The organism is Streptomyces sp. NPDC101776, assembly GCF_044766845.1.
In the GTDB taxonomy this organism is placed as follows: Bacteria; Actinomycetota; Actinomycetes; order Streptomycetales; family Streptomycetaceae; genus Streptomyces.
This window is the reverse complement of the sequence record NZ_JBIWMV010000002.1, coordinates 772245-787390: the sequence shown is the minus strand read 5'-3', so window position 1 is coordinate 787390 and position 15146 is coordinate 772245. Positions and strand designations below refer to the sequence as shown.

Sequence of the window (15146 nt, the reverse complement as noted above, 5' to 3'; positions counted from 1 at the left end):
CGCCCAGAGACAGGAGCGCCACGGACCATGAGTGATCCGGAGTACCCGCAGCAGCCCGACCGGCTCCCCTCGGACTACGAGCTCGCGAAATGGCAGGCCGTCCAGCAGTTCAAGAGCCGACCGCTATCGCAAGCGATGAGCAACGCCGGTGAGCAAGTGGCCAGCGGGGTCGCGAACTTGGGCAAGCGTGCCGCGAAGCAACTGGAGAACCATCCGCGAGCCGCATCGGCGGTTTCTCGTGGACAGGAGTTCGTCGCCAAGGGCGCTCAGAAAGTCGGCGCCGGAACGCGCAAAGCAGCCGACGCCCTGCCGGACTGGAGCGGTACTGCCGTTCAGGCGATACAGAAGACACTGGGACGAGCTTCACGAGCGGGCCTGTCCCCCAAGCGCGTGGTGGCGCTCCACAAGAAGCGCGGGCATGATGTCACATCACTCTCCGACGTGCGCCGCCTCGACCTCGAACAGGTCGACGCGGTCCGCGGACGGGCGGCGAGCTGGTACTTTCCGGCCATCGCCGCGCTCTCGGGAGCGGGTGCGGGACTTGTGATCTCCGGAGGAGAACTCGTCATCGCCGCCTCCGCAGGCGCCGCGGCGGCCCCCTCGGGAGGCGCGATTACCGGTGCCTTCGTCACCGATGCCGCAGTCGTCCTCGGACTCGCGTCCCGCGCTGTAGGTCAGGTCTCGCTGTTCTACGGCTACGACCCCGAGGAACCCGCCGAGAAGCTCTTCGTGCTGTCTGTTGTGAACGTCGGGACGGCAAGCTCGGTCGCCGCCAAGAACCGTGCGATGTCAGACATCTCGCGGCTCACCCAGGCACTCTTCCGCGGCAAGACGTGGGAGGTCCTGAACGACGCGCTTGTCACCAAGGTCTCCCAGCAGTTCGCGAAGGCATTCGGCTTCCGTCTCACCCAGAAGGGACTCGGCAAGGCCGTACCGGCAGTCGGAATAGTCGTCGGAAGCACCCTCAACTGGGCAACTCTGGAAGGAGTCGTCGACGCCGCCGAGATGGCGTACCAGCGGCGGTTCCTCCTGGAGAAGTACCCGCATCTCGCTACCGAGGAGGCATTCGGATCGTTTCCCGACACCGGCCCGGACGTCGCGGACGACGCCGACGAGGAGATCAGTCTGCTCGATGAGATCGTCGAGGCAGGCGGACCCGACCTCCAGTGACTCGGTGTCCCGGCGGTGAACGTAACCACGCGACCGCCGGGACAACGCGGCTCAGGCTCCCGCTGCGAACCCCACGAACCGCGACCACTCCTCACGCCCGACGGCGAAGTGAGGCCGCGCCACGTCCTTGGAGTCCCGTACACAGATGGCCAGTTCGGTGACGGCGACCTCAACGCAGTCGTCGCCCTGGCTGCCGCTGTAGCTGGACTTGAACCAGGCGAGTTCCGTCGTGCTCATAGCTCTCCTCGCAGTCGCTCCAACAGGGCCCGTGAGTCTTGGGGGTTCAGGGCCTGCGAGCGCAGTGTGTCATAGCGTTGTTGGAGGAGACTCACCTCTTTCACGTCGATGATCAGTCGCCCGTTCTGCTGACCCTCGGAGTAGGCGAACCGTCGCCCGTCTCGCGTCTCCAGGAGCCGCACGGGTCCATCCAGACACGCATGCAAGCCGCCCTCCAGCGGCGCAATTTGAAGCGTTACGTTGCGCGGCGCGCTCTGCTCCAGCACATGGTCGTACATCTCCCGCATCTGCTCCGCATCCCCGAAACGGCGCCGGAACACGTGCTCCTCGACGATGAAGCTGAACGGAACCTTCTGCCGCTCAACCAACATCCGCTGCCGCTTCTGCCGCATCGCGAGCAGGTCCTCCAACTCCTTGTCCGTGGCTACCGGAATGGTGCCCTCGAACACCGCCCGCGCGTACCCCTCCGACTGCAACAACCCCGGCACCAAACGGCATTCATACGTACACAGACTCACCGCGATCTTCTCCAGCCGAGCCCACCGCCGGAACCAGACGGCCAGCCCCGCCTCTCCCCGTGTCAGGAACTTCGCCGACCGCCGCAGCGCCCCCGTGTTTCCCGTCGCCCCCTCCCCCAGTTCCACGAAGGAGTCGTCCGGCATCCGCCGCCCCAACTCCACTGACTCCACGGTGTGTTTGGAGTAACGGACCTTCTCCCCGAACTCGACCCTGCTGAGCCCCGCGTGCTCGCGCAGCGCCTGGACGACGGCCCCGAAGGTTCGCAGGCTGTCAGAGGGGTCGGGCTCCCGCTCCTCCTCGTAGTCCGTCAACTCGTCGCTGCTGTCCGTCATGCGCGGCCTCCTCCGGGTGCGTGCGCTGGTCCCCGCGATCGACTCACCCAGAGTGACCACAAGATCGGCGTACCGTCTACACACTGCCCCCGTACGCTGACGCACCGTACGGGGCGCGCTCCTGGAGCGTGCCTCCGTACGCCCGCCACAGTTGCCCCAGGAACGCCCCCACGCCCCAAATCCCTGTTACCGTACAAACTTTCGCCCAGCGGGAGGCTTGCACTCGCAGCGAGGGCCACCTCTCCCCACTGTTCGCTGCCGAGCGGCTTGGGGCCCGGCAGGCGTCACACGCCGTAGCCGAGGGAACCGACCAGGCCGTCACCGAATGCGTCCCAGAGGCCTGCGGCGTGCCAGACCCCCGAAGCGGATCCCCTCTGCGAGGTACTGGCAAAGCACTGCCGGACGACGCGGACGAACGTCAGCTCCCCGCCTGTCGGACCGGCCCTCCCCGCCACCTCCTGGGACGGTACGTCGGGCCACCTCGCGGCCCTCAACTCACGCGTGGCAAAACGCCGTTGCCGACACCAACCCGTCCCGAGCAAGACCTGAATCCTTGGTAGAGCCAGGGACCTGGAGCCTTGGTAGCCACTACGCGCCCCTCTCAACGCAACAGGTCCTCCGGTCTGCGCGGAACGTCTCGCAGGTGACGGTCGACGTGTTCCATCTCCATGAGGAGACGATGGCCCGCGTCGGCCAGGACCAGGCCGTCCACGACCGCCTCTCGCATGATGTCGACGGTGTCCTTGACGCTGATGCCCTTGCGGCGTGCGTAGCGGCCCGCTTCGCCGTCGTCGGTGATCCACACCGAGTCGGCGAATCCGTTGCGATGCTCGATGAGCACGAGCGTCTCGGCTTCACCGAGGTGTTGCAGGGGATGCGACGGGGCGCCCCCGAAGACGACGCGGCGGACCCGGTCCACCAGGGCGGTCTCGGCGGGGTCGTCGATCTCGATGGGCTCGCCGAGCCATCCGCCGGCCGTCACCTGACTCAGGGTCGGCAAGTAGCGCATCGACTGCCCGGCCTCGGCCGCGACAGCCTCCGTCCAACGGCCGCGACCGTCAAGGACCTTCTCCAGCAGGCCCAGCCGATCGACGGCGGCGAAATTGCACAGCACAGTGTTGTCGGGGAACCAACAGTGACGCGTCATGGCTGGTAGACCAGATCCCCTTCGTCCGCGTCAGTGGCGGCCAACACGCCTTCCTGCGGAGCCGGTTCGGGTTCGAGCGCCTCGCGGAGCGTGCCGACGTCCGTGCCTGTGTACGCGGCCAGCGGGCGCAGGGTGGTGTCGCCCGCGAGGTAGGCCTCGTACAGCAACTGAGCCGGGCGGAAGGGCAGTCGATTGGCTCGCGACCACGTGACGCGGGCCTCGAAGAGGTCGTTCTGCCCGATCAGCCAGTGACAGCCCCGTGTCGTGAGCCCGCGTAGTCTGTCCGCCGTCTCCCGGGCGATGACGCCCAACTGCCCGAGTCGTGCCGCGAGAGCGCTGGGCGACACCTGGAAGTGCACGACCAGTGCGGTGAGTTGCTCGTCCGTGACACCGTTCTCGCGTCCCGCCGCGCTGATTTCGCTCCGGGGCATGAGGAAGTTGGCGGCGAACACATTGGCGCGTACCTCCGTCAGGTCTTTCTGATGCCCCGGGGACAAGTGGGTCTCTGTCAGCAGGTCTTGAGCATCTCTGGCGAGAATGTGTCCGAGTTCGTGGGCGAGCGTGAATCGTTGACGGGTCGGCACCTCGGTTCGCGCGATCATGATGAGCCGGAATCCGTCCGCCTGCCATGCGGCACCGTCGATTCCTTCGGGCAGCCGGATCTTCGCCACGTCGACGCCGAAAGCGCGCTCCACGGCCTGGAGCAGATCGGCGGTGTCCAGGCCGCCGATCGCCGGCATGCCCGCGGCGGCGAGTCGGGCGAGCGCGTCGTCCGCGAGGGCGACGCCCTGGTCGACGTAGCGCCTGAGGTCCGGACGGACGGAGGGCAGCTCCGGCAGTTCGGGCGCCAAGTCCAGGAGATCCAGGACCTCGTGCGCCGTGGTGAACCTTTCCACGAGGTCCTGAAGCCTGCCATGGCCGTGCTCGCCGACCGCCGACGCGCTGGTGCGGGCCGCGATGGCGGGACGCAATGGCTCACGGCCGGTCAGCAGCCAATCGACCGTGGTGTTGCCGAGCTCCGCGATCCGGGCGAGATCGAGAGACGTGAACCTGCGGACACCACTCAGGGACTTCGACAGTTTGTCGGGAGCCAGCCCGATGGCCTCGGCGAACGCCCCTTGGTTGGCCGAGGCCTCACTCATTACCTTCCGTACACGCTCCGTCACATTTTCGCCCATGAATTCACCATACGAGCGAGATGCGAAAATCGCAACACGGCTACCCTGCGCGCGGCGGTACAGCCGCGACGATCAGGCGATGAGCTCGTCCAGCTCCCCGCTCTCGTCGTCCAGCGCGAGGCCACCGATGTCGGCCTGCTGCCCGTCCACGTGCCCCTGTCGGTATCCGCTGCCGGTGAAGCGCGTACGGCGCACCTTCCCGACCTTCGGGTAGCGGGCGGCGACCTCGGCCTGGATCTGGGTGCTTCGATCGGCGAGGACGAGTGCCACACTGCGCCCCTGCGCGGAGGGGGCGCTCGTGGCGGTCTCGGTGCGATCGCGCTCTGTGTCCTCCCGGGCCGTGCGCTCGGCCTCCGCGATCCGCAAGGCCACGGCCCGGATGAAGCCGAGCATCCAGGAGCGCTTGTAGGCACGCGGGAATTCCCCCGGCGGCCGGTACCGTACGTCCGCCCGTTCGGCACCCTGCAGCATCTGTAGGCGCAAGCTCGCGTACAAGACCTCGACGGAGTGCAGGTCCGAGGCGAAGCCGAAGATGTGGACCCGGTGAGTGTTGGCCTTGCCGCCGGGATAGATGGGGTGACAGCGCATCGCGTAGGCGATGGAGGACAGGAGCCGCTTGCACTCGCGCATCCACGGCGAGACGACTTCGACCACACGGTCCGCCGGCTGTTCGCGGGTGGGGTCGTCGCCCCGGAGCATGGCCTGCTCGATGCCGTACTTGGTCATCAGGGCCGCCGCCTTCTGTAGGAAGGCCTGCGCCTCGGGCCGCGTCGCCGCCGGGTCCTCGGCCTGCCGCAGGATGGCCCTCACCTTGGCCAGTACGTCGGCAGGAAGTTGGCCCGGCTTGGGCGGCGCAGGCGCCTCAGGGGTGTCCGAGCCGCTCGCCGTGGTGGTGGCCTCCGGCTGTTCCTGCTCGTCTTCCCCGTCGTCGTCTTCGTCGTCTTCGTCGTCCCACCACTCTTCGTCTTCATCCTTCTGCTCGTCCACGGGCCCTTCGGACGCGATCGCGTCCGCCAGGTCGTCGGCGTTCGGCACCAGTTTCCGCAGGCCGTGCAGTGCGCCCTGGCGCCAGTCCTCGGCGTCGGCCTCCGGGATCTCGGCGCGCAACGACCGGAGCGGTACGAACCTGCCGTCCGCGCCCCGGATCACGAACTCCAGCCGGGCGTGGCCGAGTTCGGCCAGAGTCAGGAGTTCGCACAGATCAGTGGCGCTGTGCCTGGAGTAGCGCAGTTCGACACCGGGTTCGGGGTACCAGTCCTCCGGGCCGTCGGCAGCCTCGTCGGATGCGAGCTCTTCGAACAGAACACCCTGACGCGCTACGACGACATCGGCGTGCACACGGATCGCGGACGCCGAAGCCGCTCCGGAGAAGGCCAGTGCGGCTGCCCGTTCCTGCGGGGAAGTGACGATGTGGTACCAGACCGGCACGGAGCCGCGCATGACATGCCAGGTCAGCTCTCCGCGCGCTTGGTGTTCTGCGGCCTGGTGGGCGACGTCGATATCGAGTGCCCCGTCCGTCCACGCGCCTGCCGAAGGGTTCGCCACGCAGTCGAGGAATTCGGTCAGGTACTCGTTCCGTGCGCGCCGCTCGGGAACCGTGACGGTGTGAAGCAGGTTCCGCTCACAGGCCGAGAGCGAGCCGATCAGCGGATCGAGGGACTCAATGACGTAGGTCTCGGCGCACTCGTACAGCTCCGTCAGGAACTCGTCCGTCGCTTGGGACGCACCCCGCGCGTGCGTGTCACACCATCTCCCCAACTCCCTTTCAAGGAGCTGCTGTTCGGCGATGTATGCAAGGTGTCCGGCGTTCTGGAGGCCTTCCTCGTACCCGGCCAGTGAGTTCTCGATCGCCTCGGCGGCACGGGGCTGCGACAGGACCGCCTGAGCGAGCAGTCTCTGGGGTTCCTCGGCCTCGGCCTCCAGGTGGTCGGCCAGGGACGTGAGCGACAACCCCTTCTCGTCGTGCCGTGTCCACTCGGGGTGCGGAACGCCGGCCGTGCCCGCCGCCCGGACACCCCAACGGGAGACCAGCTCATCATCGGCCCGGACCTGCCCGACAGCCCCGGCCCGTTCACGCCTCCAGAGCGCGAGGACGAGTTCCTCCCACGCCCCCGCATTCCAGGACCACAGTGCGGGGTCCTCGGCCGTGACGAGGTCTGAGCGCAGTCCGCGCACGGCGTCGGCCAGGTCGTGGCGGTGGCCGTGCGGGATCAACAGCTCCAGCCACGCGACTGTCTCCGGCACGGGTTGGACGCGCGCCTCGTCGGCCGCGACGCGGCACAGGACCAAGGCACCCACCAGCCGCCGGTCACCCAGATCCGTGGGTATCAGCGCGTGCAACCGCGGCCCGAAATCGCTCAGTACCTCACTCAACTCGGTGACTCGGTCCCGTAGCCAGAGTTTTCGGGCCAGGCCGAAGCCCGAAGCCGAGGCTGGTGAATGGGCTGCGCTCTGCTCCGTCATGACGTTCATGCCCTCCCCGTGGGCCAACCGCACCAGGCGGCTGTCCGCGCCCCGCGATCGAAAACGAGTTCACATCCTAGGGGCCTCGACCGCGGACGGATCGCAGCCCCTGCCAGTGGCTCGCCAGAGGCTGCGTGTGAGACCACACCAGGCTCGACAGCCGACAGGACCGGCCTTTTCGGCCCAGGCGCCAACGAGTCGGCATCGCCGGCGACCTGACCTGGCAGACGGCACGGAGCGACGGCCCGCGTCACGGCCGGCAGGGGCAGCCGCTCGCCGCCATGTAGAACGAGTAGTACGGTAGAGACATGGGTGACAGCGCGGAGGTCCCGCTGAGGGAGCTCAACCAGCAGACATCGCGGGTCCTGGCCCGTGTGGCAGCCGGGGAGACGGTGACCATCACCAAGGACGGGGTACCCATCGGAGACATCGTGCCCCGCGGCGCGCTGACGGGCCGGCCCGCCTATCCGTTCCGGACCGACGCCATGGGTGAGCTGGACCTTCCGGACCTGGGCGGCCCCGTGCTGGACGACCACGAGATCGAGGCGGCGCTGCGAGGCATGGGCACAGCCGTGGACGCCACGGGAACCGATGACTGACATTCAGGTAGCCATCGCCGACACCAACGCCCTGTACCGGCTGTTCACCCCCAAGGATCCCCGCCACGCGGCACACCGGGAAGCCCTCGCCCAGACCGGCCACCTCGTGGTCTCCTCGATGGTGCTCACCGAACTCGACTGTCTGCTGACCTCGCGGGTCGGCCCCGCGGCGGCCATGAACGCGCTCGACTTCATCGCCGGACAGGCGGAGGCGCTCAGGTTCGAGATCCCCGACACCGCACCACATCTTCGGAGCGCCATGGCCGTGATGCGGGGGTACGCGGACGCGGACGGCGGGGCGGGGGTCGGGCTCGTCGACGCGATGAATGTCGCCCTGGCGTCGGCGTTCCAGACGGCGGACATGTTCACCACCGACGGCCACTTCCGCATGATGCGACCACTCACCGGCCAGCCTGCCTTCCGGCTGCTCCCCGACGACCTGTGACGCCTCCTGGGGCGTAGCCGGCGACGGCCCGTACGGTTCGGGGCCGTTGTCAGTACGGGCCCCTACTGTTAAGGGATCTTCTGTCGAGGGGGAGCAGGACCAATGGTCGACGAGCACACGGAGTACCCGGAATTCCGGCTGCGGTTGCCGAACGGCGGGCCGGTGGCTCACGGGCGGCATACCGACGCGAAGGGGACCAACGGCAGCCGGAAGTTCGTCGTCGGTCCGGGAGAGCCCGTGCGGCCCGAGGTGGTGCCGTCGTTCGCCACGCGCGTGGCGTCCGCCCACCGGCTGCGCGAGGAGCTGATCCGGCAGGGACGGATCATGCCGTCGAAGAACTGGCCGACCTGGCTGGAGACCACCGACACCATCACGTTCAACTCCTCCTCCGAGGCCGCGGCGGTGCTGACCGGCCGCAGTGCCAACGGCTGGGTCGACTGGAAGACCGAGGACAATCGCCCCCTGGGCGACTTCATGCCCGGTATGTGGATGGGCCCCAACCGCCCCTGGCTGATCCGCGGTTCGAACGTCACCGGGCTTGACCTGGTCCAGCGCCTCTGGCTTCCGGAGGGCCGGGTCTCGCTCGCTGCCTCCCGACTCCGGCAGGGCGTTCAGCAAGGAACCAGCAAGGACGACCTGCGCACCTTCGTCCAGGAGGACTACGAGTCGACGGCCACCTACGGCCAGAAGCAGCAGCTCGTCGAGGAACTGCACGCCTTCCTCTCCCGCGTGAAGCCCGGCGACACGGTGTGCACGATCTCTGGCGGGGAGTTGTACGTCGGTGAGATCACGGGCGAGGCGGAGCAGACGGAGTCCGAGGACCGGCGGTCCAATCTGCGCCGGCCGGTGGAATGGCAGCCGACCGGATATCCGTACGACGACCTGCCGGAGGAGCTCCAGCAGAAGCTGTCGATCCAGCACGACGTCGTCGACCTCTCCTCGGTCCAGGCCCTCGTCGAAGGGCTCGGCCTGAGCGACGAGGAGTTGGTGGAGGAGGCCGAGGCCATAGAGCGGGATCCGAGCGGGGAGATCCCCGCCCTGGTCGCCCGCCGTGAGCTGGAACTGCCGGACCCGACGGACGAGTTGGCGGCCGAGCTGCTGGTGCACGACACAGAGTGGCTGCGCGAGGTGCGCGATCTGCTCGCGGACGAGCGGCAGTTGGTGCTGTACGGCCCGCCGGGTACCGGCAAGACGTATCTGGCACTCAAACTCGCCGAGTTCCTGGGCGGCGGGCCCGAGCAGGTGAAACTGATCCAGTTCCATCCCTCTTACGCGTACGAGGACTTCGTCGAGGGGTTCCGGCCGAAGGAGGACCCGAAGACCAAGGAGGTCGCCTTCCGGATCACCGCGGGTCCCTTGCGTGAGCTGGCCGCCCTCGCGGGCCGTGAGGGCAATCGGCACATCCCGCACTTCTTGATCATCGACGAGATCAACCGCGCCAATCTGGCGAAGGTCTTCGGTGAGCTGTACTTCCTCCTTGAGTACCGGAACAAGTCCGTTCAACTTCCTTACTCCGGCGACGACTTCGCGCTCCCGAAGAACCTGTTCGTGATCGGCACCATGAACACCGCCGACCGTTCGATCGCGCTCGTGGACACGGCGATGCGTCGCCGCTTCGCCTTCGTCGAGCTGTCCCCGCGCACGGAGCCGACGAGTGGGCTGCTGCGCCGCTGGCTGGCCGACGAGGGCAAGGACAGCGAGCCCGCCGATCTGCTCGACGCACTCAACTCCCGCATCGACGACGCCGACTTCCGCATCGGGCCCTCGTACCTGATGAAGAAGGGCGTCTACCGGGAGGGCGGTTTGGAGCGGACCTGGCGGACGAAGATCCTGCCCCTGCTTGAGGAGCACCACTACGGGGAGGGCGTGGACATCGAGAAGCGGTACGGTCTCGCGGCGTTGCGGGAGTCACTGGCGTGAACGCCGGCACCGAGTCCGTATCGGCCGATGAGTCCGTGCATCTCGTCGAGCACGCACCGGCCGTCTCCGTTCCTCTGTCGGACGCCGTCGGCCGGGCCCTCGCCGCCGCGCGCATCGTGGACGCCGCCCCGGACCCGTACACACCGGGCCGCTGGTCACTGCGGGCCGGCAGCAAGGTCGGCGCCGTGGCCGTCGCGGTCCCGGGTGGCGGAGAGCCGGTCACCGTCCGCATCACGCCGAAGGTGCCCGTCGCCCGGCTCTTCTTCCTGCTCGGTCACAGCCTTGACCCGAAGGGTGCCTGGCGGGACGGACAGGTGTCGGTGGCCGAGCACCGCGAGGTGCTGCCCGCCCTCGCCCACGCTGTGGAACGGCAGGTGGACCGCGCCCTGCGGCAGGGGCTGTTGCAGGGCTACCGGGCGACAGAGGAGGCCGCGCTCGTCGTACGCGGACGTATCCGGGAAGCCGAGCAGATACGGCGACGCTTCGGCATGACGCTGCCGGTGGAAGTGGCGTACGACGAGTTCACCACCGATATCGCGGAGAACCGGATCCTGCGGGCCGCCGTCGAACGTCTGCTGCGTCTGCCGGGTGTCCCGCGTGAGGTACGGCGCAGGCTGTTGCACCAGCGCGCCCGGCTGGCCGATGTCACCACGATCGTGCGTGGACAGTCACTTCCCGGCTGGCAGCCCACCCGTCTCAACTCCCGTTACCACCAGGCTCTGCACCTCGCCCGCACGGTCCTCGACGGCGCCTCCGCCGAACACACGCCCGGCGGACTGCACGTCGACGGATTCCTCTTCGACATGAACAAGCTCTTCGAGGACTTCGTGACCGTGGCCCTGCGGGAGGCGTTCCGGGGCACCGGGCACACGGCCCGTCTCCAGGATCCGCACCACCTCGACTCCGCCGCGGCGATCCGTATGAAGCCCGACTTCGTGCTGTACGGCGTGGACGGAGTGCCGTGCGCGGTGGCGGACGCCAAGTACAAGGCCGAGAAACGGGACGGATATCCGGATGCGGATCTGTACCAGATGCTCGCGTACTGCACCGCTCTCGGTCTGCGCGAGGGGCACCTGGTGTACGCGAAAGGCAACGCCTCGCACGCAGCCCACCAGGTGCGTCACGCGGGCATCGTCCTCCACCAGCACGCCCTGGACCTCGACCAGGAGCCGGCCGCGCTGCTCACGGACATCGAGGCGGTCGCCCGGCGGATGGCCGATACGGACATACGGACGGTGAACACCCCGCGCGTATGATCGACTGCGGAGTGTCCGTCCAGGGTGGGGAGTTCACCTCGTGCCGCAGCTCGCGTTCGCCAACAGCTTCTGGGAGAGCTACGACGTCCTGGAGAAGCCGGTCAAGGCGGGCGTGCGGAAGGCGATGAAGAAGTTCCAGCTGCTCACCGTGCCCGAACTACAGGCAGACAAGGGCCTCCACCTGGAGTCCGTGCAGAACTCACAGGACACACGGATGCGCACCATCCGGATCAACGACTTCTGGCGCGGTGTCGTTCTCGCCCCGAACGACGGCAGCGACGTGTTCCTGCTCGTCAACGTCGTACGGCACGACGACGCGTACAGCTGGGCGGCCAAGCGGCTGTACACGACGAACTCCGCGACGAGGGCACTCGAAGTCCGCAACGTGGTCGCCATCGAGCAGTTGACCCCGGCTCTGGAGAAAGCCGCCGCGGCCGCCACCTCCCTGCTCTTCGCGAAGTACTCGGACACCGTGCTGCGTGAACTCGGCGTCGACGACCAGGTGTTGCGTGCTGTTCGAACCATCGTGGACAAGGCGCAGTTGCAGGCGTTCGAGACACTGTTGCCGGAGGACCAGTGCGAGGTGCTCCAATACCTCGCCGAGGGGTTCGGTCCCGAAGAGGTCTACCGAGACGTGGTCGGCGTGCGCCGACCGGTCGACGCGAGCCCCGACCCGGACGAGAGCCTCGCCGTCGCCATCGCCAACACCACCAGCCGTATCACTCTGGTCACCGGTCCCGAAGAGCTCGCGGACATCCTGGAGAAGCCGTTCGCGGCCTGGCGTGTCTTCCTGCACCCTTCTCAACGCCGGGTCGCCTACCGAATGTCGTACGGCGGCCCTGTCCAGATCACCGGCGGCCCCGGCACCGGCAAGACGGTTGCAGCCCTGCACCGGGTCAGGCATCTGCTCACGCGCTCACCCGACACCCGAGTCCTCCTCACCACTTACACGAACGCTCTGGCAGCCTCGCTGCGCGAGAACCTGTCCCTGCTCCTGGACGGCGACGAGGTGCTCCTCGGCCGCGTCGATGTGACCACGGTCAACGCCTATGCGCACGGAGTCGTGACCCGCCTCGACGGCAAGTCCCCCTCCCTCGTCAACGACCGTGCGGAACGACAGCTGTGGCAGCGTGTCGTCAAGCAGTTGGGGCTGCCGTGGTCGGAACAGTTCCTGGCTCAGGAGTACCGGAACGTCGTCCTCGCTCAGGATCTGCGTTCCCCCGACGCCTATCGCACCGCCGTGCGGCGCGGTCGCGGCAGTGCGCTGCCGTCGGCACGACGCGACGAACTGTGGTCCTCCGTCGAGCTGTTCGAGTCGATACTGCGCAACCAGAAAGCCACCACGCACCTGAAGGTGTGCGCACGCGCGGCCGACCTCCTGGCCGGTTCGGCGCCCACGCACGACCATGTCGTGGTCGACGAGGCTCAGGACCTGCACCCCGCCCAGTGGCGTGTCCTGCGCGGTGCGGTGGCTCCCGGCAGCGACGACCTGTTCATCACGGGTGACCCGCACCAGCGAATCTACGACTCGAAGGTCTCCCTCAGGTCTCTGGGGATCTCGGTGGCCGGACGCACCTACCGTCTGCGCATCAACTACCGCTCCACGGAGGAGATCCTCGTCTGGTCGACCGGCATCCTCAGCCCGGTTTCGGTCGACGATCTGGGCGGTGAGGGCGGCGACAGCCTGGCGGGCTATCGCTCTCTGCTGCACGGTCGAAGGCCCCACACGGACGGATATGGTTCCGAGCAGGCAGAGGTCGCGGCCCTCGTCGAGCGCATCGAGGGCTGGTTGGCACAGGGCATCCGCCCTTCGGAGATCGGCGTGTGCGCCCGTTTCAACGTGTTGCTGGACAAGGCGTACGACAGATTGGCCAGTGCCAAGGTGCCGGTGGTCAGGGTCAGAGACCACCCGGGACCAGCCGTGAACGGGGTGCGGCTGGCCACCATGCACGCCATGAAGGGGCTGGAGTTCCGCTGCGTCGCCGTCCTGGGGGTGACGGCGGGCGCGATGCCGTTCGCCCGTGAGGTCACGCCTGTCGCCGTGGACGCGTTGCAGCACGACTCGGACCTGCTGCGGGAGCGGTGCCTGCTGTTCGTCGCATGCACCCGGGCTCGGGAGGCACTGGCGGTTTCGTGGAACGGGGCCGTCAGCTCGTTCGTGCCGCAGTTGAACTGACCTACCCCGTAAAGGACATGACGCTCCGTCAACTCTCGGGTTCCAGGGCCCCGTTGGCGAGGCCGTCCCTCGCCAAGCTCGCCACGTCCCGGCTCAACTCCGCGACCCGCCGCGTTCGTTCCTCGAATTCCTGGAGAGCGCGGAAGGCTGCTCCGTATCGCCGTTGTCCTGCGATGTCCATCTGCGGGATACGCGCGCCCTTGCCGTCGAAGCGGAAGGTACCGCTGGTGCTCGTGGAGCGCCGTGTGTTGGTCACGCTGCGCAGGAAGCCCTGGAGATAGTCGGTGTTGAGCTGGTCACTGACCGAGACCGGCTCCGGGTCTCCGTACTCGACGAGCCCGGCGCGGGCGAGGTCGGCGACACTGACGGTCGGTCCGTCCAGGGAACTGGGCCCGCCTCCCGCGGCCAATGCCGGCAACAACTCCGCCAGCATCCGCACCTGCTCGGTCAACTCCCGCTGCAGGGACTGGTATGCCACCGCGTAGTCGCGATGTGACTCCTCGACATGACGTCCGGGAGTGAGGTCCACGGCATCGTCGAGCAGATCGATCAGAGGAACCTCCGCCAACTGGCCGGGGCCCGGTTCCAGGGAGCCGTCCGGATCGCCGGCCGTCAGATCGACCATGCGCACGACGGTGACGGCATCGCCCAAGGCCCGTGGGCGGCGCAGGTGCCACAGGTGGACCGGGAGTGCGTGCGAGGCCGCGGTACCGGGCGGCAGGGCGGTGACCTGGGTGAGGATGCCCCGTCGTACGAGCTCGGCCCGGATGCGGCGGCCCGCCTTGCGGTAGGCCACCGAGGCGGGCATGACCACGACTACGCGACCGCCGGGCGCGGTGTGCGCGTAGGCGTGCTGTAGCCAGGCGAGTTCGCTTTCGGCACGCGACGGGATGCCGAACTCCCAGCGCGAGTCGAGCAGCAGGTTCTCGCGTCCCCAGTCGGGCTCGCTGACCGGTGGATCGCAGACGACCAGATCGGCCCCCAGCTCCGCCCACCGGTCATCGCGCAGCGAGTCTCCCGTGGCGACGACCACACCGGTACGTCCGCTGAGGTCGGCCCGCAGTTGCGCGAAGCGGGCACTGCGGGCGTCCAACTCCTGTCCCCGGCGCACGAGGCCCTGCTCGGGACCGACGGCCAACAGCAGAGTGCCGATGCCGCAGGCGGGGTCGAACAAGGTCGCGCCGGAGGCCACCTCGCCGGCGAAGTGGCGTACGGCCCGGACAATACGGGGCGAGGTGACCTGGTCCGATCCGGCCCGGCGTACAGAGTCGGTGAAGCGCTCCGCAAGGGCACTCACCACCTCGGCCGCACCACTGCTCCCGGTGAACTCGCGGGCGAGCCCGACGACATCGGACGGAAGCCCGGCGGGCGTCTCGCCCTCCGCGAGAAGTCGGGCGACATCCGCGAGTCCGCCGACCATGTCGTCGCCGTATGCTCCGCGCAGCGCCTGCCACAGTTGCACGTCGACCGAGACGTCCTGCCCCTTGCGCTGCCTGTCCAGCCAGACCTGCACTTCGGTCAGGTCGAACAGAGGACTGTTGACACCGCCAGCGGCCGGAGCTGGAAAGTCGTCGTAGCGTCGCCGCCAGTTCGAGACAGCGGCGCGGGTGACGCCCGCCAGCCTGGCGATCTCGGAGCCGGTGACCAGCGGACCGGTCGGCGGGGTGGGGGTGTCCGTCATACCGGCAACCGTACACAAGGTCC

The 15146-nt window shown here is 68.1% G+C and carries 12 protein-coding genes; 6 read left to right on the top strand and 6 right to left on the bottom strand.

The features are described 5' to 3' along the window. The first annotated feature begins 27 nt into the window (after positions 1–27). Complete coding sequence (locus ACIRRY_RS09290) at positions 28–1170, top strand: EcsC family protein (RefSeq protein ID WP_403969703.1); 1143 nt, start codon at positions 28–30, stop codon at positions 1168–1170. Positions 1171–1221: 51 nt separating this feature from the next. On the opposite strand, the gene ACIRRY_RS09285 is transcribed toward ACIRRY_RS09290, so the two are convergent. The 5 genes from ACIRRY_RS09285 to ACIRRY_RS09265 form a co-directional block, all read right to left on the bottom strand. After that, positions 1222–1407 (bottom strand): DUF397 domain-containing protein, encoded by a 186-nt coding sequence (locus tag ACIRRY_RS09285; protein WP_403969701.1) that lies wholly within the window; start codon positions 1405–1407, stop codon positions 1222–1224. Further along, complete coding sequence (locus ACIRRY_RS09280) at positions 1404–2258, bottom strand: Scr1 family TA system antitoxin-like transcriptional regulator (protein WP_403969698.1); 855 nt, start codon at positions 2256–2258, stop codon at positions 1404–1406. Before ACIRRY_RS09280 ends, ACIRRY_RS09285 begins: the two co-directional genes overlap by 4 nt. Positions 2259–2859: 601 nt before the next feature. Continuing rightward, complete coding sequence (locus ACIRRY_RS09275; protein WP_403969695.1) at positions 2860–3405, bottom strand: hypothetical protein; 546 nt, start codon at positions 3403–3405, stop codon at positions 2860–2862. Beyond that, on the bottom strand, positions 3402–4547 hold the full coding sequence (locus ACIRRY_RS09270; protein WP_403969693.1) for an ImmA/IrrE family metallo-endopeptidase: 1146 nt from the start codon (positions 4545–4547) through the stop codon (positions 3402–3404). Before ACIRRY_RS09270 ends, ACIRRY_RS09275 begins: the two co-directional genes overlap by 4 nt. Positions 4548–4655: 108 nt before the next feature. Beyond that, a complete protein-coding gene (locus tag ACIRRY_RS09265) occupies positions 4656–7055 on the bottom strand; it encodes a DUF2786 domain-containing protein (RefSeq protein WP_403969690.1) in 2400 nt (799 codons plus the stop codon). 299 nt (positions 7056–7354) lie between these two features. Here ACIRRY_RS09265 and ACIRRY_RS09260 point away from each other — a divergent pair, with 299 nt between their 5' ends. The 5 genes from ACIRRY_RS09260 (at position 7355) to ACIRRY_RS09240 (ending at position 13442) form a co-directional block, all read left to right on the top strand. Further along, positions 7355–7645, top strand: a complete 291-nt coding sequence (locus tag ACIRRY_RS09260) for a type II toxin-antitoxin system Phd/YefM family antitoxin (protein ID WP_403969687.1) — start codon at positions 7355–7357, stop codon at positions 7643–7645. Continuing rightward, positions 7638–8090 (top strand): PIN domain-containing protein, encoded by a 453-nt coding sequence (locus ACIRRY_RS09255; protein WP_403969684.1) that lies wholly within the window; start codon positions 7638–7640, stop codon positions 8088–8090. The genes ACIRRY_RS09260 and ACIRRY_RS09255 overlap by 8 nt, the downstream gene beginning before the upstream one ends. A 102-nt stretch (positions 8091–8192) precedes the next feature. Next, positions 8193–10010: a DUF4357 domain-containing protein gene (locus ACIRRY_RS09250; RefSeq protein ID WP_403969681.1), complete on the top strand. Its 1818-nt coding sequence runs from the start codon at positions 8193–8195 to the stop codon at positions 10008–10010. After that, complete coding sequence (locus ACIRRY_RS09245) at positions 10007–11266, top strand: McrC family protein (RefSeq protein ID WP_403969678.1); 1260 nt, start codon at positions 10007–10009, stop codon at positions 11264–11266. Before ACIRRY_RS09250 ends, ACIRRY_RS09245 begins: the two co-directional genes overlap by 4 nt. Positions 11267–11306: 40 nt before the next feature. Beyond that, complete coding sequence (locus ACIRRY_RS09240) at positions 11307–13442, top strand: UvrD-helicase domain-containing protein (protein WP_403969675.1); 2136 nt, start codon at positions 11307–11309, stop codon at positions 13440–13442. Between the two features lie 28 nt (positions 13443–13470). Here the strand turns inward: ACIRRY_RS09240 and ACIRRY_RS09235 are convergent, their stop codons facing one another. Continuing rightward, positions 13471–15123 (bottom strand): N-6 DNA methylase, encoded by a 1653-nt coding sequence (locus ACIRRY_RS09235; protein WP_403969672.1) that lies wholly within the window; start codon positions 15121–15123, stop codon positions 13471–13473. Positions 15124–15146: the final 23 nt, after the last annotated feature.

What these genes read in the sequence shown, in the direction of transcription:
- ACIRRY_RS09285 (WP_403969701.1), bottom strand. Translation starts at nt 1,407, where the DNA reads ATGAGCACGACGGAACTCGCCTGGTTCAAGTCCAGCTACAGCGGCAGC.
- ACIRRY_RS09280 (WP_403969698.1), bottom strand. Translation starts at nt 2,258, where the DNA reads ATGACGGACAGCAGCGACGAGTTGACGGACTACGAGGAGGAGCGGGAG.
- ACIRRY_RS09275 (WP_403969695.1), bottom strand. Translation starts at nt 3,405, where the DNA reads ATGACGCGTCACTGTTGGTTCCCCGACAACACTGTGCTGTGCAATTTC.
- ACIRRY_RS09290 (WP_403969703.1), top strand. Translation starts at nt 28, where the DNA reads ATGAGTGATCCGGAGTACCCGCAGCAGCCCGACCGGCTCCCCTCGGAC.
- ACIRRY_RS09265 (WP_403969690.1), bottom strand. Translation starts at nt 7,055, where the DNA reads ATGAACGTCATGACGGAGCAGAGCGCAGCCCATTCACCAGCCTCGGCT.
- ACIRRY_RS09255 (WP_403969684.1), top strand. Translation starts at nt 7,638, where the DNA reads ATGACTGACATTCAGGTAGCCATCGCCGACACCAACGCCCTGTACCGG.
- ACIRRY_RS09235 (WP_403969672.1), bottom strand. Translation starts at nt 15,123, where the DNA reads ATGACGGACACCCCCACCCCGCCGACCGGTCCGCTGGTCACCGGCTCC.
- ACIRRY_RS09270 (WP_403969693.1), bottom strand. Translation starts at nt 4,547, where the DNA reads ATGAGTGAGGCCTCGGCCAACCAAGGGGCGTTCGCCGAGGCCATCGGG.
- ACIRRY_RS09260 (WP_403969687.1), top strand. Translation starts at nt 7,355, where the DNA reads ATGGGTGACAGCGCGGAGGTCCCGCTGAGGGAGCTCAACCAGCAGACA.
- ACIRRY_RS09250 (WP_403969681.1), top strand. Translation starts at nt 8,193, where the DNA reads ATGGTCGACGAGCACACGGAGTACCCGGAATTCCGGCTGCGGTTGCCG.